The 20,050-nt window shown below is 34.2% G+C and carries 20 protein-coding genes; 13 read left to right on the top strand and 7 right to left on the bottom strand.

Translation table 11 applies throughout. The features are described from left to right. The first annotated feature begins 96 nt into the window (after positions 1-96). Together LPC21_RS00845 and LPC21_RS00840 are read left to right on the top strand one after the other, a co-directional pair. Positions 97-498 carry a twin-arginine translocase TatA/TatE family subunit gene (locus LPC21_RS00845; RefSeq protein ID WP_229317496.1) on the top strand — a complete coding sequence of 134 codons (402 nt, stop codon included), beginning with the start codon at positions 97-99 and terminating at the stop codon, positions 496-498. After that, positions 498-1,055: a phosphatase PAP2 family protein gene (locus tag LPC21_RS00840; protein ID WP_229317494.1), complete on the top strand. Its 558-nt coding sequence runs from the start codon at positions 498-500 to the stop codon at positions 1,053-1,055. The genes LPC21_RS00845 and LPC21_RS00840 overlap by 1 nt, the downstream gene beginning before the upstream one ends. Here LPC21_RS00840 and LPC21_RS00835 read toward each other — a convergent pair. After that, positions 1,041-1,682: an O-methyltransferase gene (locus tag LPC21_RS00835; RefSeq protein WP_229317492.1), complete on the bottom strand. Its 642-nt coding sequence runs from the start codon at positions 1,680-1,682 to the stop codon at positions 1,041-1,043. The genes LPC21_RS00840 and LPC21_RS00835 overlap by 15 nt on opposite strands. A 106-nt stretch (positions 1,683-1,788) precedes the next feature. Here LPC21_RS00835 and rlmN point away from each other — a divergent pair, with 106 nt between their 5' ends. The 3 genes from rlmN (at position 1,789) to LPC21_RS00820 (ending at position 4,774) form a co-directional block, all read left to right on the top strand. Next, positions 1,789-2,829: a dual-specificity RNA methyltransferase RlmN gene (rlmN, locus tag LPC21_RS00830; RefSeq protein WP_229317490.1), complete on the top strand. Its 1,041-nt coding sequence runs from the start codon at positions 1,789-1,791 to the stop codon at positions 2,827-2,829. A gap of 64 nt (positions 2,830-2,893) precedes the next feature. Next, positions 2,894-3,871 carry a polyprenyl synthetase family protein gene (locus tag LPC21_RS00825; RefSeq protein ID WP_229317488.1) on the top strand — a complete coding sequence of 326 codons (978 nt, stop codon included), beginning with the start codon at positions 2,894-2,896 and terminating at the stop codon, positions 3,869-3,871. A 138-nt stretch (positions 3,872-4,009) separates the two neighbouring features. Next, complete coding sequence (locus LPC21_RS00820; protein WP_229317486.1) at positions 4,010-4,774, top strand: response regulator transcription factor; 765 nt, start codon at positions 4,010-4,012, stop codon at positions 4,772-4,774. A gap of 352 nt (positions 4,775-5,126) precedes the next feature. Here the strand turns inward: LPC21_RS00820 and LPC21_RS00815 are convergent, their stop codons facing one another. Continuing rightward, on the bottom strand, positions 5,127-5,483 hold the full coding sequence (locus LPC21_RS00815; protein ID WP_229317484.1) for a response regulator transcription factor: 357 nt from the start codon (positions 5,481-5,483) through the stop codon (positions 5,127-5,129). Positions 5,484-5,487: 4 nt separating this feature from the next. After that, positions 5,488-7,830: a sensor histidine kinase gene (locus tag LPC21_RS00810; RefSeq protein WP_229317482.1), complete on the bottom strand. Its 2,343-nt coding sequence runs from the start codon at positions 7,828-7,830 to the stop codon at positions 5,488-5,490. Positions 7,831-8,067: 237 nt separating this feature from the next. On the opposite strand from LPC21_RS00810, the gene dnaG reads away from it, so the two are divergent. Continuing rightward, on the top strand, positions 8,068-10,044 hold the full coding sequence (gene dnaG / locus LPC21_RS00805) for a DNA primase (RefSeq protein WP_229317480.1): 1,977 nt from the start codon (positions 8,068-8,070) through the stop codon (positions 10,042-10,044). A gap of 50 nt (positions 10,045-10,094) precedes the next feature. Here dnaG and LPC21_RS00800 read toward each other — a convergent pair whose 3' ends face one another. Together LPC21_RS00800 and nadE are read right to left on the bottom strand one after the other, a co-directional pair. After that, positions 10,095-10,724, bottom strand: coding sequence for a response regulator transcription factor (locus LPC21_RS00800; protein ID WP_229317478.1), 630 nt, complete (start codon positions 10,722-10,724; stop codon positions 10,095-10,097). A gap of 89 nt (positions 10,725-10,813) precedes the next feature. Continuing rightward, positions 10,814-11,620 carry an NAD(+) synthase gene (nadE, locus tag LPC21_RS00795; RefSeq protein ID WP_229317476.1) on the bottom strand — a complete coding sequence of 269 codons (807 nt, stop codon included), beginning with the start codon at positions 11,618-11,620 and terminating at the stop codon, positions 10,814-10,816. 186 nt (positions 11,621-11,806) lie between these two features. Here nadE and gldB point away from each other — a divergent pair, with 186 nt between their 5' ends. Continuing rightward, complete coding sequence (gldB, locus tag LPC21_RS00790) at positions 11,807-12,763, top strand: gliding motility lipoprotein GldB (protein ID WP_229317474.1); 957 nt, start codon at positions 11,807-11,809, stop codon at positions 12,761-12,763. Further along, positions 12,763-13,098, top strand: coding sequence for a gliding motility protein GldC (gldC, locus tag LPC21_RS00785; protein ID WP_229317473.1), 336 nt, complete (start codon positions 12,763-12,765; stop codon positions 13,096-13,098). The genes gldB and gldC overlap by 1 nt, the downstream gene beginning before the upstream one ends. Before the next feature lie 67 nt (positions 13,099-13,165). Here gldC and yihA read toward each other — a convergent pair whose 3' ends face one another. Both yihA and LPC21_RS00775 read right to left on the bottom strand, forming a co-directional pair. Continuing rightward, a complete protein-coding gene (yihA, locus tag LPC21_RS00780; protein WP_229317472.1) occupies positions 13,166-13,786 on the bottom strand; it encodes a ribosome biogenesis GTP-binding protein YihA/YsxC in 621 nt (206 codons plus the stop codon). 19 nt (positions 13,787-13,805) lie between these two features. Then, positions 13,806-14,579 carry an alpha/beta fold hydrolase gene (locus LPC21_RS00775; protein ID WP_229317470.1) on the bottom strand — a complete coding sequence of 258 codons (774 nt, stop codon included), beginning with the start codon at positions 14,577-14,579 and terminating at the stop codon, positions 13,806-13,808. 304 nt (positions 14,580-14,883) lie between these two features. On the opposite strand from LPC21_RS00775, the gene mraZ reads away from it, so the two are divergent. From mraZ to LPC21_RS00750, 5 genes are read left to right on the top strand one after another with little or no spacing between them, the layout of a single operon-like run. Beyond that, on the top strand, positions 14,884-15,357 hold the full coding sequence (mraZ, locus tag LPC21_RS00770; RefSeq protein ID WP_229317467.1) for a division/cell wall cluster transcriptional repressor MraZ: 474 nt from the start codon (positions 14,884-14,886) through the stop codon (positions 15,355-15,357). Beyond that, a complete protein-coding gene (gene rsmH, locus LPC21_RS00765) occupies positions 15,332-16,240 on the top strand; it encodes a 16S rRNA (cytosine(1402)-N(4))-methyltransferase RsmH (protein WP_229317465.1) in 909 nt (302 codons plus the stop codon). The genes mraZ and rsmH overlap by 26 nt, the downstream gene beginning before the upstream one ends. Before the next feature lie 8 nt (positions 16,241-16,248). Beyond that, positions 16,249-16,596 carry an FtsL-like putative cell division protein gene (locus LPC21_RS00760; protein WP_229317463.1) on the top strand — a complete coding sequence of 116 codons (348 nt, stop codon included), beginning with the start codon at positions 16,249-16,251 and terminating at the stop codon, positions 16,594-16,596. Further along, complete coding sequence (locus LPC21_RS00755) at positions 16,587-18,587, top strand: penicillin-binding protein (RefSeq protein WP_229317461.1); 2,001 nt, start codon at positions 16,587-16,589, stop codon at positions 18,585-18,587. The genes LPC21_RS00760 and LPC21_RS00755 overlap by 10 nt, the downstream gene beginning before the upstream one ends. Beyond that, positions 18,584-20,047, top strand: coding sequence for a UDP-N-acetylmuramoyl-L-alanyl-D-glutamate--2,6-diaminopimelate ligase (locus LPC21_RS00750; protein WP_229317459.1), 1,464 nt, complete (start codon positions 18,584-18,586; stop codon positions 20,045-20,047). Before LPC21_RS00755 ends, LPC21_RS00750 begins: the two co-directional genes overlap by 4 nt. Positions 20,048-20,050 lie beyond the last annotated feature (3 nt).

Here is a 20,050-nt window from a genome sequence, read left to right as displayed (position 1 = left end):
AAAGGCTCCGAATGGAGCCTTTGTTTTTTTATGATAATTTTAAAATAGTCCGACTTGAAATTTGGTATATTTGTGTCCAAGAAAAAATAATTAATTATGTTTGGAATAGGTGGAGGTGAATTAATTTTCATCATGTTTATTGTTCTTATGTTGTTTGGATCTGATAAAGTTCCTGAAATAGCCCGTACTGTTGGTAAAACAATGGCGCAAATTAAAAACGCTACAAACGATATCAAATCTGAAATTCAAAAAGGGGCTGAGGCCAATGGATTTGATAAACAATCATTAGCTGATTTGACAGGAAATATCAGTGCAGAAATTGATAAAGCGAAGGAAAATTTATTGGGAGATACTAGTGCTATAACCGATTTCTCATCCACAGTAACATCTGAAATAACGCAAGTACAAAATGGGCTTTCTGTTGAAGAAAATAAAACCGAAGTTAGTGCTGTAGCAATAGAAGAAGAGGTTGAAGGACCAATAAAACGCCAAATGTAATGCTTGAAAAAGTACTTCAGTTAGATATTCAATTATTGGTTTTTTTGAATGGTTTAGGCTCCACCACTTTTGATGGACTTTGGCTATTTATTACCAAACAATCCAACTGGACTCTCTTTTTTGTATTGCTTTTATATTTGGTCTATAAAAAAATAGGAATTAGATCCACGCTTTATTTACTCTTGTTTGTGACGCTTTTATTGATTGTAACCGATCAGACTACTAATTTATTTAAAGTTACTTTTCAACGTTTAAGACCGTGCAATAATCCGGATATAAATTCAATTATTCGATTGGTTAAACCGAGTAATTCATTTAGTTTCTTTTCAGGTCATGCCGCCAACTCAATGGCAACTATGACGTTTTTATATTTACTTTTAAAAAAGTATTATCGTTATGCTTTTCTGGTTTTCTTATTTCCGTTGATATTTGCATACAGCCGAATTTACCTAGGTTTGCATTACCCATTGGATATTTTGACGGGTTATGTTTTTGGAGCTACCTTCGGATATATAGCCTACAAATGGTATCAAAAATACGTTTTAAAGAACTCTTGAAACCGTTAATCCGTCTCGGATAGGTAATAAAACCGTTTCTACTCTAGGATCATTCTTTAGTAATTGATTGTACTCTAAAAGTATTTTAGTGCTCAAATCATTTTTTTGAAGCGGTTCCAAAACTTTGCCACTCCACAATACATTATCCGATAAAATGATGCCGCCTTTGTTTATTTTCGGAACAATCATTTCAAAATAATTGATGTAGTTTTCTTTGTCGGCATCGATAAAAACCAAATCGAATTTCAAATCCAAACCCGGAATAATATCTATGGCTTCTCCCAAATGTTGCACGATTTGGTTGCCCCAAGGCGATTTGTCAAAATGTTTTCGCTGAAAATCAATTAACTCTTCTTTAATGTCAATGGTGTGTAATTGTCCGTTTTCTTGCATTCCCTCACACAAACACAAAGCAGAATAGCCAGTGTAAGTTCCAATTTCGAGAATATTTACTGGGCGAATTAATTTAGACAACATACTCAAAACACGGCCCTGAAAATGACCGCTCAACATTCTTGGTAACAAAATTTTTTGGTAGGTTTCTTTGTTTAAAGCCGCTAAATGTTGCGGTTCTTGTTCCGAATGTTTTTCGATATAATCTTCGAGTTCTTGTGAAATGAAGTGCATTGGATAGTTTTTTCAATTGGCACAAAGTTATCAAATTATCAAATCCGACAAGAGCATTTATTCGAATTGATGAAATATATCAACAAATACTCCTTAAATTTGCACCATGCCAATCGAGAAAAAAGACATACGCGCCTTATCCAAAGACCAATTGCGAGATTTTTTTGTTTCCAATGGAGACAAAGCTTTTCGAGGCAACCAAGTGTACGAATGGTTGTGGAGTAAAGGAGCGCATTCTTTTGACGATATGACCAATTTGGCTAAGCCAACCCGTCAAATGCTAGAAGAACACTTTGTGATCAATCATATCAAAGTAGACACCATGCAACGCAGTGAAGATGGAACGGTTAAAAATGCCGTTCGTTTGCACGACGGATTGATTGTAGAATCGGTTTTAATTCCAACAGAAACTAGAACCACGGCCTGTGTATCGAGTCAGGTGGGATGTAGCTTGGATTGTAATTTTTGTGCTACGGCTCGTTTGAAGCGAATGAGAAATTTAGAACCCGGCGAAATTTACGACCAAGTTGTCGCTATAGATAGAGAAAGTCGGTTGTATTACAACCATCCTTTATCCAACATTGTTTTTATGGGAATGGGAGAACCTTTGATGAATTACAATAATGTCATCAAAGCGATTGATATGATTACTTCGCCAGAAGGTTTAGGCATGTCTCCTAAACGAATCATGGTTTCTACTTCGGGCGTGCCCAAGATGATTAAAAAATTAGCAGATGATGGGGTCAAATTTAAATTGGCCGTTTCGTTACACTCCGCAATTGATGAAATCCGTTCTCGTATTATGCCTTTTAGCGAAAATTTTCCTTTGGCTGATTTGCGTGAAGCATTGGAATATTGGTACCGAAAAACGAAAAGTAAGATATCTTACGAATATGTAGTTTGGAAAGGAATCAACGATGACAAAGCCTCGGTAGATGCCTTAGTGAAGTTTTGTAAATACGTTCCTTGTAAAGTAAATCTTATCGAATACAATCCAATTGATGATGGCGAATTCCAACAAGCCTCCGAAGAAGCCATTGCTGCTTACATAAAAGGATTAGAAGCGATTGGAATTGTAGTGAAAGTACGAAGAAGCCGTGGAAAAGATATTGATGCCGCTTGTGGGCAATTGGCAAATAAATCCTAATGGCACCATTAATTTAATACTGTATTGGCTTTAAAAAATTAATCATTTTGTATCTTTGGAGTCAATGAATATCACCTCTCAAATAAAACAACCTATTTTGACCGAAATGGAACTTTTTGAAAAAAAGTTCTACGAGTCGATGTCTTCCAAAGTAGCGTTGTTGAACCGAATTACCTATTATATTGTCAATCGAAAAGGGAAACAAATGCGACCTATGTTTGTTTTCTTGACTGCCAAAATGGTTTCGGGAGGGAATGTAAATGAGCGAACGTATCGCGGCGCTTGTGTGATTGAGTTGATTCATACCGCAACATTAGTTCATGATGACGTAGTGGATGATAGTAATCGTCGACGTGGTTTTTTCTCTTTAAATGCACTTTGGAAAAATAAAATTGCCGTTTTAGTTGGAGACTATCTACTTTCTAAAGGATTATTGCTCTCCATTGATAATGGCGATTTTGATTTACTTAAAATAATTTCGGTTGCCGTTCGTGAAATGAGTGAAGGAGAATTACTTCAAATTGAAAAAGCCCGAAGATTAGACATCACTGAGGAGGTATACTACGAAATTATTCGAAAAAAGACAGCGACTTTAATCGCTTCTTGTTGTGCATTAGGAGCCCAATCCGTGATAGAGGACGAGGTACAAGTGAACAATATGCATCGCTTTGGGGAACTCATTGGAATGGCGTTCCAAATCAAAGATGATTTGTTTGATTATACCGATGATGCCATTGGAAAACCAACAGGAATTGATATTAAAGAACAAAAAATGACTTTGCCATTGATTCATGTTTTAAATACTTGTACCGCAAGAGAAAAAAGTTGGTTAATCAATTCTATAAAAAACCATAACAAAGACAAGAAACGCGTTAAAGAAGTGATTTCATTTGTAAAGAACAACAATGGTTTGGCTTATGCCGAACAAAAAATGCTTCAATTCCAACAAGAAGCATTGGAGATATTAGTAAATTACCCGGATTCAACCTTTAAAGAAGCCTTGGTTTTGATGGTTAATTATGTGATTGAAAGAAAAATATAATTTTTCAAAATGATCTGAAATATTGAAAAGCACTACAATTGCGTTATAATTTATAATTAGTTACGGTTAATTGCAATTGGTATCATTGTTTTAAATAAAATACGAATAATTTAAATTTTAAAATGCTAATTTCGTCTTGTGAAAATCCAAAAGCAAAAAATAGTATTAATTGAAGATGATGTAGCATTAGGAAACTCCATCCTAGAGTTATTGGTATTGCATAATTTTGAGGCTAAATGGTTTGAAGAAAGTACGCAAGCTTTGGCATATCTTTCACAAAACACCCCCGATTTAATTATTAGTGATTTAATGATGCCCAAAATCAATGGAGGAGAACTATTTCTTAACATTCGCAAAAACAAGAAATTTTCAACGGTTCCTTACATAATTATTACGGCAAATGTAGATGATGAAATAAAATTAAATCAGTTAGAGTTGGGAGTAAATGATTACATCATTAAACCATTCAAAGTTAAAGAGTTGATTTTTAAAGTAAATAATGTACTAGAATTAAGAAAAAACATTGAAAAAAACTTTGGGATTGATCCTTTTTCAAAAGTAACGATTAAGTTATCTGAAAAAGATTTCCTGACTTCTTTAAACGAGTTGTTATTGAAGGCGATCAAAACAAGGCCAGATTTAGATGAATTGTCAAAAAGTCTGTTTATTAGTAAATCGACTTTAGATAAAAGAATTCGAAAACTTACCAATAAAAATGTGAGCCAATACATAAGAGAGTTCAAAATTCAATATGCTATGAAATTGATTCATTTAGGAGAACGAAACATACAGTTTTTAGTAGATGAAACTGGGTTTGGGTCTTTTTCTTATTTTTCAACCAGTTTTAAGGCGTATTGCCAAATGAGTCCACGCGATTATATTAAATCGGTACAAGCGGTCTAAAACCATTTTTCTTATTCCAAAACCTTTGGAAAAATTCATTTATTTTATTTTTTTTCTTCAGAAATAAAGCAAAATATCTTTGTTTTTTTGCTTGAAATTTAAGCTTTAAAAAAAATTAAATTATAAGTATTTTTTTTTAACTTATCTATTAAAACAAATTGAAATAAAAATACTTGACTTACATTTGAATTAAGATTTGGGATCTTTCTTACCGGGCAGTCTGTTCAGAAAATTTATTGGGGGCAATGAATTTATGATTACATTAAAGTTAAAGCAGGCTGCTTCAGGTAAGATTCTATTACTTCTGTTTTGAATCTAATCCGCAACTTTTTTTAGATTTTCCAATGCATTATTAAATGTATTTTTCTACTATTTTTCTCAATTCCTGAAAAGTAAAAGGTTTTTTAACGTATTCTTTTGCGCCTAATTCCTTACCAATTAACTCGTCGCCTTCTTCTGTTTTAGCGGTTAGTAGTACAACTGGGATAGCAGAGTTTGAAGAGGAACTATGAATTTTGAGAAACCCGTAGCCATCTAATTTTGGCATCATGACATCACAGATAATGAGATCGGGTTGATGCAATTGCACTTTTTCTAATCCATCTATACCATCATTTGCTTCTATGATTTGGTAACCAATAAAAGAAAATAGTTCTACGATGGCTTCTCTTAATTTGATTTCGTCATCAATGATTACTATTTTTTTCATACTATTACGATTTTAGTATTGGAAATTGAAGAGTAACTTGAGTTCCTTTTCCGAGTTTACTGGCAACCTGAATTGTGCCAGAGTTTCGATTAGTAAATGTTTTTACAATGTAAAGACCTAAGCCAGTTCCTTGAATTCCTTCGGTATTGCTGGCTCTAAAAAAGGTGTTGAATAGTTTAGGGATATCTTTTTCAGGGATTCCAATCCCAAAATCAATTATTTGAATTTCAATTGTATTGTCCATTGCTTTCAGATTCAATTGAATGTCACTAGACCCTTCTGAATATTTAAAGGCATTGTTTAAAAGATTGAATAGTGAATATTCCATTAAACTTTTATCTGCAAAAACAGTAAAATGATCACCTTCAAAGTTAGTTTGCACTTTTCTGCCATCCATTTGGCGTGAATAACTGGTTTCTATAACATCTAGACAAATTTGTTTTAAGTCAAAAGCAATTGGTTTGAAATTGGTTTTGCCTGCATCATGTTTCGAAATAGTAAGAACGGCGTTCATTAATTCCACAATGCGGTCAATTTCTTCGGTAATGGTATTGATTCTTTTTTGTAGTTGAGCAGAGTGGACGAAATTATGTCCTTCAATATACATTTCAATCAATTCTGCACTGGTTCTAATGGTTGTCATGGGAGTTCGGAATTCATGAGAAATAGTGGATACTAAATTGGTTCTTAATTCGTTTAATTCCCGTTCCTGTGCTAATGCTTTTTTCATTGCGTATTGCACCTCTTTTTTCTGTGTGATATCACGCGCACTAGTCTGAAAACTTATTGGTTTTCCGTCTTCTTTTACAATTTTGGCTTTGATTTCGAACCAGATATAGTCTCCTTTTTTGTTTTTAAATCGTGCCTCAACATGTGCATTATCATCTTCTTTTTCAGTAATGAAACTGCCATAGCTTTTCTGAATTATTTCCAAATCTTTAGGATGTACAAAGTTCATTGGGAACTCTCCAATGAGTTCTTCTGGGGTATAACCGGTTAGTTTTTTTATAGAAGGCGAAATGTATTCAAAGGTAGTGTCTAGGTTATGCAAACAAATTAAATCCACCGTATTGTCTGCCAAAAGACGGTACATGTTTTTTGCCTCATTGAGTTGAAGGTTTTTGTTGCGGTTATTTTCCTCGATTAACAAACGATTTTGTTCTTCTACATTTCTTCTATCAGTAATATCTTCCATAGCTCCAATCATTCGGATTGCTTTTCCAGCTTCATTTCTAATGATTATTGCTTTATCGCTAACAAAGGAATAACTGCCGTCTGCTTTTAGGTAGCGGTATTCATCGGTCCATTTAGTAGAGTTGCTTTCAATTACCTCTTTAAAATGTTTGGAATACCTTTCTTTATCGTCTGGGTGAATGAGGTTTTCAAAATCAAAAGCAGTAATTGTATTATTTTCAAATTGATGGCCAAATAGGGTTGCGTGAGATTCTCCAATAAAAATTTCATTGGTCATCATATTCCAATTCCAAAGTACATCAGAGGTAGCTTGGCTCGAATAACTAAAGCGTTCGTTACTAATTTTTAAATCGGCTTCTGCTTTTTTGAGTGCTGTTATATCTCCTCCAAAACCAACCATCATTTCTAATTCACCCAATTCGTTGAAAACAGGGGCTAATTTACGAGTATGATAGGTGGGTGTGCCGTTGTTTTTGGGTATTTCATCAATCCATTCAATTACTGACTTTGTTGTTGCAGCAGCGATAAACCGATTCCTTCTTTCTTGAGCAAAGTGGTCTTTTCTATGGGTATGTTTGGCATATTCAAAATCATCTTTGCCAATGATGAATTCACGAAGTTCGTCATTTTGTATGGCCGCTGGATTAACATATAAGTATTTGTGATTTTTATCAAAAACAGCTACATCAGTAGGTAAGCGATCCAAAACTTTTTTAAAAAAATCTTTTTGAATGGTTTCTAATTGATGAAGATGTAATTCAAAAGTGTTTTGTATTTGATGTACTATATGGTCAATCGTTTTTAATTGAATGGCAGACCATGTTTTTGGATTAGTTTCACAAAAGCAAAGAAGTAAGACAGCCTTTTTTTGACCAATAACTATAGGGATGTCAATTTGATAATCAGAACGAGACTTCTCTGCTACTTTGTTTTCAGGTGTATTTGGTATTGTTGATTCTTGATAATTTTCAGCAAAGAGATAAGAGTTGTTCTCTGTATGTGCAATTATGGTTTCATTATTGTTCTCCGAATAGGATAAAACAACCACTGCTGTTTTACAGATTTCGGCTGCAAATACAATAATTGAAAGACATTCTTCTTGAAATTTTTCTGATCGAATTACAGACTCAATAGTTTTGTTTGTTAAGGGCATAGGGCAGAAGTATTTGGGTTGATTTGCAGTAGTAGATTGCAATTTCGATTCGGGACGTCAAAGCAAACAACAATTGTTGGTATAAAAATAAAATTTTATTGGGAATAGTACTCTTTTTAAGTCTAAAAATTTATCTCATCTTTTTTGATATTCTTTATTTAGACAGCCAAAATTCATTTTACAATCTGAATAAATCGAGCTGAAACTTTGTATATTTGTCACTTTGCTACCCATTTTATGATTTCAAAAGCTACCATAGATACCGTTTACGAAACTGCTCGAGTAGAGGAGGTTATTGGTGATTTTGTACAATTAAAAAGAGCGGGTAGTAATTATAAAGGGCTTAGTCCTTTCTCTGATGAGCGTTCTCCTTCGTTTATGGTATCGCCGGTGAAACAAATCTGGAAAGATTTTAGTTCTGGAAAAGGAGGAAACTCGGTGGCATTCTTAATGGAACACGAGCATTTTACTTATCCTGAAGCCATTCGCTATTTAGCCAAAAAATACAATATTGAAATAGAAGAAACTGAGCAAACAGACGAAGAAAAAGCCAATACCGACATTAAAGAAAGTATGTATTTAGTTTCGGAATTTGCCAAAAACTATTTCCATAGCACCCTTTTACATTCTGAAGAAGGAAAAGCAATTGGGCTTTCCTATTTTAAAGAAAGAGGTTTTACAAATGAGACTATTTCGAAGTTTGCTTTAGGATATTCTCCGGAAACTTGGGATGCCTTTACCAAAGAAGCGCTGGGAAAAGGGTACAAATTAGAATTCTTAGAAAGCACCGGATTAACAATTCCCAAAGAAGATAGACCTTTTGATCGTTTTAAAGGCCGTGTGATGTTCCCAATACAAAGTATGTCGGGAAGAATCCTTGGTTTTGGTGGGCGTATATTAACCAATGATAAAAAAGCGGCCAAATACCTTAATTCACCAGAGAGTGAAATCTACCATAAAAGCAAAGTACTCTATGGTATTTTTCAGGCGAAGCAAGCTATTGCCAAACAAAATAATTGTTATTTAGTTGAAGGTTATACGGATGTTATTCAGTTCAATCAAGCTGGGATAGAAAATGTTGTAGCTTCTTCTGGAACAGCTTTGACACCGGATCAAATTAGATTAATCAATCGGCTGACCAAGAATATCACAGTGCTTTTTGATGGAGATGCTGCTGGACTTCGCGCTTCTATTCGAGGAATCGATTTGATTCTAGAAGAAGGTATGAACGTGAAAGTTTGTGCTTTTCCTGATGGGGAAGATCCAGATAGTTTTGCCAAGAAAACTTCTTATGATGATTTAGTCGCTTATTTAGAGACAAATGCTAAGGATTTTATCCAATTCAAAGCCTCGCTTTTGATGAAGGATGCGCAAAACGATCCAATCAAAAAAGCCGACTTGATTCGGGAAATGGTGCAAAGTATTTCTAAAATACCAGATCGAATTCAACGAGAAATATATATTCAGGAATGTTCTCGGATTATGGATATTTCGGAGCAAGTTTTGGTCAGCACATTGGCACAACTCGTTCAAAAAGATATTGCAGAAGTTGGTAAAAAACAAAAGCAAGAACAAAAAGCCTTCGAGGTTGTTAAAAATGAAGCGCCAGTTCAAGCTCAAAAAATTGATATTTTATACCATTTGGAACGCAAAATCATTGAGATTTTATTGTTGTATGGAAATAAAATGGAAGAGTTTGAAGATGTTCTTTTGAAAACCAATGCTGAAGGAGAAATTGAACAGGTGGTTGAAAAGAAAGAATACAAAGTATATCAACGCATTTATTTGAGTTTGCAAGAAGACGAGGTAGAATTAGCAAATCCTTTGTTCAGGGCTATTTTCAATGATTTGATCAATTATTATTTGCAAAATGAAGATTTTGGGATCGAAAATTACCTCAAACATTTACCCGATCAATTTGCTCAAGAAGTCACCGATATATTAATGGAAGATGAACGACTAACGCTTCATAAATGGGATGACCAAAATATTTTTGTCAAACAGAAATCAGAAACGGTGAGTCAACATACTTCAGAAATTATTATTTCCATGCGCGAGTATTTAATCAATAAATTGATTTTGGATTTAATGAGTGAGTTTGTAGAAAAACCCGACTCTGATCAAGAAGAATTAAAGGTCTTGATTAATGATTACAACAAACTAAAAGTCAATCTAACGGGAACTATAGGAAGAATTCGTTCCACTTATATATAAAAAAAACGAAAGCAATGGCTTTCGTTTTTTTTATATAATTCAATTCTTGACTACACTATTTCTAAGGTTTTAGCCTTATTTACCAAGTCAACTAAATTAGTTACATTTAATTTAGTCAGTAATCTTAATTTGTAGGTACTGATTGTTTTTTCGTTTAATTTAAGAATGTCGGCAATCTCGTGGTTTTTTTTGCCATCACTCAAATAACGTAATACTTCCACTTCTCGATTGGACAATTTGCGATACAATCGTTCGGTTTTGTTTTGTTTCGCAATCAACGCCAGGTTTTTCTTAATGGTTTCGTTCATTATTATTGTACCTTCTTGGACTTTTATTATAGCATCGGCTACATCGGCTAATTTTGCAGTTTTATGAATAAAACCAGAAGCTCCAGCTTTAATAGCATTGGGCGCATAAATTTGTTCTGTAAGATTAGAGTAAATCACTATTTTGGTTTTAGGAAATTCTTTTAACAGACGTTTTACTTCAATGATACTAGTCAATCCTTCAAGTTGAAGATCTAACAGTAAAACATCAACTTCTTTTGTCTGGAGAATTTCGTTCAACATTGAAAAATTTCCAATATTGGCTACTATAGAAATGTCCGAGTGATCTTTAAAGTATGATTTTACTCCAAAGTGGACCACGGGGAAATTATCAGCGACACATACTGTGATCATAAAATGGTTTTTAAGAATTATTATTTGTTTTTGGAGCAGTAAAACTAATAAATAAAAACCGTAAACAATTGCGAATCAGTTAAAATGTATTATTTCAACGATTTTGGAACTAAACAGATTGGAATTGGTTGCATTTTATGTTGGTTGCTAGTGTTTAATCGCTTGTAGATTTCAAATGCTATTTTTTTTCTTCCTGAAAAATCATTACTGGATTTGCCTTCTTCATCTTGTTGCATAGCCCATTCTAGTTCGTCGTAACTAGCGCCAAGCTGTTCCTCATCAGTTCTATCATCACCAAATAAACCATCGGTTGGAGCGGCATTGAGTATGGATTCAGGAATTTTTAAATAAGCACCCAAAGCAAAAACATCCGATTTTAATAAATCAGCAATAGGACTTAGATCCACTCCTCCGTCACCGTATTTTGTATAAAAACCTACACCAAAATCTTCTACTTTATTGCCCGTTCCTGCGACTAATAAGCCATAAATGCCACCATAATAGTATAAAGTAGTCATTCGAATTCGTGCGCGTGTATTAGCTAAAGTTAAATTCAGTTGAGATTCTGAGGTATTTGTTGGAAGTACTTCTTTGAAGGATTCAAAAATAGAAGTTAAATTAGTCTCGGCTCTAGAAACATTAGGATAACGTTGCATTAATTGACTAATATGTTCTCTAGCTCTACTAACATGACTTTCAGCTTGGTGAATTGGCATTTCGACACAAACTACTTGAAGTCCGGTTTGTGCGCAAAGTGTTGAAGTTACAGCCGAGTCAACGCCTCCAGATATACCTACAACAAAACCATTTACTTTTGCGTTTATAGCATAGGTTTTTAACCAATTAACAATAAATTCATTTGCCTTTTCAACTTGAAGAGTACTTTTTTTCGACATAATAATTTAGGTATTAAAAAAGCAGGAATGTATATTTGCAGAACCAATTCAAAATCCATCTGTTTTCCTCATGCTTTGGAAACAAATTTAAATAATTAATGTGAAATCGCGAGTAACTATTTGTTTTTTGCAAAAAAATATCGAAACGGTTAGTCATTTATAAACATTGTATATTCTATATTCTATATGAAGGTCTATTTATATTCATTATTATTTTGCTGCCTATTCTGGTCTTGTGATAAAAAGACAGCGGTTGAAAAAGCAGTTGAAGAAATTCCTGTAGACATTAAAGTGGAACGATTTGACCAAGCATTTTTTGAATCCAAACCAAATGAATTACAAAGCATAAAAAAAAGGTACCCTATTTTTTTTCCCGTGGGCGTACCCGATAGTGTTTGGACCAATAAAATACAGAATCCACTTTGGCGGGAACTATATGGAGAAGTGCAAAAAAAATACCGTGATATCGAGCCGGTTCATTCCGAATTAGTGACACTTTTCAAACATATTAAACACTATTTTCCAAAAACAAAAACACCAAAAGCAGTTACAGTAATTGCGGAGATGGATTACAATACGAAAGCAATTTATGCAGATAGTTTAGTCATTTTATCTTTGGAATTGTATTTAGGTAAAGCCCATCGTTTTTATGAATTTCCAAAATACATCAAGCAAAATTTTGAACCAAGGCAAATGATGCCTGATCTGGTTTCGAGTTTTGCCACTACTAAAATTAATTTTGGAAAAGACAAAACCTTATTAAGCCAAATGGTGTATTATGGAAAACAACTCTACCTAAAAGACCTTTTGTTGCCAGCGTATTCAGATGCCGAAAAAATGGGGTACAGTCCAAAAGAAATTAGTTGGTGCGAAGAAAATGAAACGTATATTTGGCGTTACTTTTTGGAAAATGAAATGCTGTATAGTGATGAGTCGAAATTAACCTCTCGATTTATTGCACCAGCACCATTTTCAAAATTTTATTTAGAAATAGACAATGAATCACCAGGTCAAGTTGGCGCTTGGATAGGATGGCAAATTGTTCGTTCTTTTGCTGAAAATAATGACGTTCCGTTAGCAAAATTGTTAGATATGAATGCCAAAGAACTATTTGAAAAATCAAAATATAAACCTAAGAAATAATGTCAGATTTGATCACCTCAGAAATTAAATTCGAAATTGAATTAGATTCCAATCGAGTACCCGAAAAACTATTTTGGACTGCAGAAGATGGCGGTATTGCAAAAGAGGAAGCAAAAGCTATTATGTTGTCTATTTGGGATAGTAAAGCCAAAGAAACGATGCGTATAGATTTGTGGACCAAAGACATGCCGGTTGATGAAATGAAAATTTTCTTTCATCAAACATTGGTAGCCATGTCTGATACTTTTAAACGAGCTACAGATGATGAAAAAATGACCAATACAATGAAAGATTTTTGCGACTATTTTGCCGAAAAATTGGAGTTGGTTAAATAACTAACTTTATTTATAACAACAAAGCCAAAACATTACGTTTTGGCTTTGTTGTTTTTTATGTACTCCTCTAAAATTCATTTTGATTTTTAAATACTTCCTGATTGACTTCGTCTATATAACTCAATAGTTCTTCTTTTCCAGTTGCTTCTGTAGCGGAGGTTACAAAGTAGTGGGGCATTTCGGCCCAATTATTAGCAAACATTTTCTTTTTATAAGCGGCAACATGTGAGTCAATTTTCACCTTACTGATTTTGTCAGCTTTGGTAAAGATAATACAAAAGGGTATTTCACTTTCTCCCATATAGGACATGAATTCAATATCAATGGTCTGGGCTTCATGGCGGATGTCAATTAAAACAAAAGCACATACTAATTGCTCGCGAGTTTCAAAATAATCCGTAATGAATTGTTGGAAAATGGATTTGGTTTTCTTGGATACTTTGGCATAACCATATCCTGGTAAATCAACCAAAAACCAATTTTTATTAATTAAAAAGTGATTGATTAACTGAGTTTTTCCTGGTCTTCCGGATGTTTTAGCTAAACTTTTATGATTCGTTAGCATATTGATTAACGAAGACTTACCTACATTTGAACGTCCAATAAAGGCATATTCGGGCAAAAAGTCCTTCGGGCATTTATCAACTTCAGAGTTGCTAATTATAAATTCAGCAGTAGTAATTTTCATAATTGTGTTTTATACAGATTTAAGAAAGTGGTTGGTACACATTGGTTAACCAATTTTCTAAAATGCTGTTGAATTCATCTGGATGTTCCATCATAGCGGCATGGCCACATTTATCTATCCAGTACAAAGAAGAGTTAGGTAAAAGTCGATTGAATTCATCTCCCACTTCGGGCGGTGTAACTTTATCATTTTTCCCCCAAATTATACAAGTTGGCACCTTCATTTTAGGAAGATCTTTTGCCATATTATGACGAATAGCACTTTTAGCTATTGTTAAGGTTTTAATTAGTTTTATTCGATCGTTTACAGAGGCGTATACTTCATCAACTAGCTCTGGTGTAGCTACTTTAGGATCGTAAAACACATCTTGGGCTTTTTTCTTTATGTATTCATAATCCCCTCTTTTTGGATAACTATCTCCCATAGCGCTTTCGTATAAACCAGAACTTCCAGTAATTACTAATCCAGCTACTTTTTCGGGATACATTTTAGTATGGTACAAAGCGATGTGACCACCAAGAGAATTTCCTAGTAAAATGACATTGTCTAATCCTTTGAATGTAATAAAGTCTTTCACATATTTAGCAAAAGCTTTAACATTAGTTCTCAAAAGACTTTGGGTATAAATAGGTAAATCAGGAATGATTATTTTGTATCCTTTGTCAGAAAAGTAATTGGCAACTCCATTAAAATTGCTTAAGCCTCCCATTAGTCCATGTAGAATAACGATTGGTGTTCCTTCTCCGGCTTCAAAATAACTGTATTTTCCTTCTTTTTTATAGTGTTCTTCCATTTTTTCGGATCCCTATTTTTCAATTTTGACAAATATAGGATTTAATACCAAAATATAAATTATTGAAGTCGTTTTTTAATAAGAGAATCCTTTTTCTTGTTAAAATACTAGGTGCACATATGTTATTATTTAAAAAAACGAACCTAGTTTATAAACAAGTTCAAAAAGTGCTTAATCTGTTGATTGTTTAAAAATTAAGGGTTTTTGGCAATATGTGGGGAAACTTATTAACAAAGTGGTATATTGTGGTAAAATGTGGTAAAATATTTTATATTTTTGCTTAGAATCATTTAAATACAATTTTTTGAATACAATCGTAGGGACATATGAGTGCAAAGTAGATGCTAAAGGAAGGGTGTTAATGCCTTCGCCTTTGAAAAAGCAATTGGCTTCCTCATTACAGGATGGTTTTGTATTGAAACGCTCTGTTTTTCAACCTTGTTTGGAATTATATCCTATGCAAGAGTGGAATTTGATGATGCAAAAAATCAATAAATTAAATCGGTTTGTTAAAAAGAACAATGACTTTATCCGTCGCTTTACGGCTGGAGTTAAAGTGGTTGAAATTGATGCTTTGGGAAGACTATTAGTTCCTAAAGATTTAGTTGGTTTTGCGAGTATTTCAAAAGAGGTGGTTTTTTCTTCAGCAGTCAATATTGTAGAGATCTGGGATAAAGAGTTGTATGAAAAATCAATTAACGGAGAAGATATTGATTTTGCAGATTTAGCAGAAGATGTAATGGGTAATGTAAATGATGACGACAATGGAATATCATAATCCAGTATTGTTGCACGAGTCTGTTGATGGGTTGAATATTCATCCTGAGGGTGTTTATGTTGATGTTACTTTTGGTGGTGGAGGTCATTCTAGAGAGATTCTAAATCGATTAGGGCCAAACGGAAAATTATATGCTTTCGATCAGGATGAAGATGCTTTAGCAAATGCGTTACAAGATGATCGTTTTGTTCTTATCAATGAAAATTTCAGATTTATCAAACGTTTTTTACGATTTCATAACGTTAAAGCCGTGGATGGGATTTTAGGAGACTTAGGGGTTTCATCTCATCAATTTGATGTAGCCGAAAGAGGATTTTCTACTCGTTTTGATGCTGAATTGGACATGAGAATGAGTCAGAAAAATGATTTGAGCGCCTATCGAGTGGTAAATGAGTACGATGAAGATAATTTGCGCAGGGTATTCTTGGATTACGGTGAGTTGAAAAATGCACCTGCTATTGCAAGAGTAATTTTGGAAGCAAGAGAGAAAGCACCAATCCGAAATACCGAACAATTAAAACAAGTGTTGAGTCGATTTTTACCGGCTCACAAGAGTCATAAAATTTTGGCTCAAATGTACCAGGCTATCCGAATTGAAGTGAATCAAGAAATGGATGTTTTGAAAGAATTTTTAGAACAATCATTAGAAATTTTAAAACCAGAAGGACGTTTGAGCATTATTTCGTATCACTCTCTTGAGGATCGATTGGTAAAGCGATTTGTAAAAAACGGCCTGTTTGAAGGAGAGCCAGAACGAGATTTTTTTGGCAATTTTTCGGTACCATTTAGAACGGTTGGAAAATTAATTGTTCCAAATAACGAGCAAATCAAAGAGAACAATAGAGCACGAAGTGCTAAGCTACGTATAGCTGAAAAAATATAGTTTTTGTTATGAAACACGGATTGTACGGCATATTGAAAGCGCGATTTTTACTAGACGAGGATGCTATAAAAAACTGGCGTTTTATCGTATTTATTATCGGTTTGGCTATTGTGATGATTGCAAATACACAACGCTATGAGCAAAAAGTTTTTCGTATTGCTGAACTAAATAATGAAGTTAAAGAATTGCGTTCAGAGTTTGTGGACAGACGTTCGGAATTGATGAAATTAAAAATGGAATCGACAGTTGCTAAACAAATGGAAGCAAGATTAATTCTGCCTTCAACGGTTCCTCCAGTAAAAATTAAAGTAGTAAAAGAAGTAGAAAAAGGTTTTTTTGAAAAATTATGGCAGTAGAAGATAAACATATTTCTTATCGTATCTATCTTGTGGCTTTTGCTATGTTTTTGATGGCGGTTGCTATTGTCTTCAAATTGACTAATATTCAATGGGTGCAAGGGGATTTTTACCGAAATAAAGCCAAAGAAAAAACAGTTAAAGAATTTGAGATTAAAGCCAATAAAGGAAATATCTACTCTTCAGATGGTAGTTTGTTGGCGACCTCAATTCCAAATTACGAAATCCGATTTGATGCTTTTGTGCCAAAATCAGAATTGTTTCAAAGCACCGTTGACTCATTAGCTGATTCCTTAGCTTATTTGTTAGGTAAACCTTCTAATTATTACGAAAGAGCTTTGCGCAAAGCTAGAGCTACCAACAACAGGTATTTCTTAATCGCTCGTGGTTTGAGTTATACGGATTATGTTAAAATTAAAGGTTTTCCATTGTTTAAAGAGGGGGCTAACAAAGGTGGAATAATCGTTAAACCGGAACCTGTAAGAGAATATCCAATTGGAAGAATTGCTGAACGAACCATTGGTTACGAAAGAATGAAGCCAGATAGTACTCCTGACGGGAAAGGTATTGAATGGGCTTACAGAAAATACTTAAACGGTAAAGATGGTAAAATTTTAAAACAAAAAATTGCCAAAGGACAATGGAAGCCTATTCGAGATTTTAACGAGATCGACCCCATTGATGGATATGATGTTATTTCTACAATCGATGTATTCATTCAAGATATTGCTCATCATGCGTTGTTGAAACAGTTGGAAGAATACGAAGCAGAACATGGTTGTGTTGTGGTGATGGAAACCAAAACAGGTCATATTAAAGCGATTTCAAACTTAGGTAGACTTAGTGATGGAACCTATAATGAAACACTAAATTACGCTATTACAGAAGCGCATGATCCAGGTTCTACTTTCAAATTAGTAGATCTTATGTCAGTGTTAGAAGATAAAGTAGCTGACACAAGTACTGTTTTTGATGCCAGAGGTGGAGTGATAACTTACTTTGGAAAAAATGTAGTGGATTCTCATAAAGGAATGGGAAGAGTTTCTTTAGGACATGGATTTGAAGTTTCCTCCAATACAGTTATGGTACAATCAGTGTATAACAATTACAAAAACAATCCGTCAAAATTTATAAAACACATTGAAGATTGGGGGCTAGATAAAAAAATAGGTTTAGAATTAAAAGGAGAAGCTACTCCAATTATTCCAAAACCAGGACAAGCTAGATGGTCTAAAATTTCACTTCCATGGATGGCTTTTGGTTATGGTATTACTATCACGCCAATGCAAACATTAACCTTTTATAATTCGGTAGCTAACAATGGTGTAATGGTTAAACCACAATTGGTTTCTGAAATTAAAAAATGGAATACGACCATTAAAAAATTCGATACTCAGGTTATGAATCCAAGAGTTTGTTCTCCAGAAACTTTAAAGAAAGTTCGCGCAATATTAGAAAATGTTGTAAAACGAGGAACAGCTAAGTCATTGTATACTAAAGAGTTTCCAATGGCAGGAAAAACTGGAACGGCTCAAATGGGTTATGGAAGTAAAACAGGTTCAGGCATGTACTATGCGTCTTCATTCGTTGGCTATTTTCCTGCTAATAAACCTCAGTACACTTGTATCGTAATGGTGCATAGACCTAACACTGCTCATAATAATTACTATGGTGCCGATGTGGCGGGACCTGTATTTAAGCGTATTGCTCAAAAAATATTTACTGATGCTCCTTCTACCAATACAATTAGAAAAATTGATAGAAAAATTCCTAAACAAGAATCGGACTACGCTTCGTATACGACCTATTCGCACAAAAGAGAAAACACCATTCCTAATGTTAAAGGGATGTCTGGCATGGATGCGATAGCATTGTTAGAAAATTTAGGAATTAGAGTTAAAATCAAAGGCTTAGGAAAAGTGAAAAAGCAATCACTACAAGCAGGACAAAATATAGCAAAGAACACAACTATAGTACTAGAATTATCGTGAGCATACTAAAAGACATATTATATAAGGTAGCGATCGAAGCGGTTAAAGGTTCGACAGAAATTACGATCGGTAAAATCGATTTTGATTCTAGAAAAATTGCGCAAAATGATCTTTTTGTAGCGATCAGAGGGACGATTTCTGATGGGCATGAGTTTATTGCAAAAGCAATTGAGCTAGGTGCTACAGCTATTGTTTGTGACACATTACCTGAAACAATTACCGAAGGGATTACCTATATTCAAGTTAAAGACACCAATACAGCATTGGCAGTTATGGCCGCCAATTATTTTGATCATCCTTCGCAAAAATTGCAATTGGTGGGCGTTACTGGGACCAATGGAAAAACAACAATTGCCTCTTTATTGTATCAATTGTATAAAAAGGCGGGTTATAAAGTAGGCCTGCTTTCTACTGTAAAAATTATGGTAGATGAAGTGGAATACAAAGCCACACACACCACTCCCGATTCGATTACGATTAATCAGTATTTGGCAACAATGATTGCCGAAGGAGTAGAATACTGTTTTATGGAAGTGAGTTCGCATGGAATTCATCAGAAACGCACAGAGGCATTGCATTTTGTGGGAGGTGTGTTTACCAATTTATCTCACGATCATTTGGATTACCACGCCACATTTGCTGAATACCGTGATGTGAAAAAGTCATTTTTTGATCATTTGCCAAAAACAGCTTTTGCGTTATCCAATATCGACGATAAAAATGGACCGGTTTTATTACAAAATACCGTTGCCAAAAAATGTACCTACGCCTTAAAATCGTATGCCGATTATAAAGCACAAATTTTAGAAAGCCAATTGTCTGGTTTGTTGTTAAAAATCAACGGCAATGAAGTTTGGGTAAAATTGATTGGAACGTTTAATGCCTATAATTTATTAGCGATCTACGGAACCGCAATTGAATTAGGCATGGAAAGTTTGGAAGCATTGCGATTATTGTCGGAGTTAGAAAGTGTTTCAGGACGTTTTCAATACATCGTTTCAGAGTCCAATATTACTGCAATTGTAGATTATGCACATACGCCAGATGCATTAGAAAATGTATTGAAAACGATTAATGATATCCGAACTAAAAACGAACAATTGATAACGGTTGTGGGTTGTGGTGGAAATCGTGATAAAGCAAAACGTCCTGTTATGGGAGGAATTGCTTCTGACTTGAGTGACAAAGCTATTTTGACTTCGGACAATCCAAGAAATGAGGATGCAACTGTAATCATTAGCGAAATGGAACAAGGTGTGGCGCCACAAAATTTCAAAAGAATTTTATCAATCACCGATAGAAAACAAGCTATTAAAACGGCTTGCCAATTGGCTCAGCCCAATGATATCATTTTAATCGCTGGTAAAGGCCACGAAACTTACCAAGAAATAGAAGGTGTTCGTCATGATTTTGACGACATGAAAATTGTAAAAGAACTATTAGAACAACTCCATAAATAGAGA

The organism is Flavobacterium ammoniigenes (assembly GCF_020886055.1).
GTDB lineage: Bacteria > Bacteroidota > Bacteroidia > Flavobacteriales > Flavobacteriaceae > Flavobacterium > Flavobacterium ammoniigenes.
The sequence above is the reverse complement of the archived record's forward strand: the minus strand, read 5'-3'. Positions and strand labels throughout refer to the sequence as shown.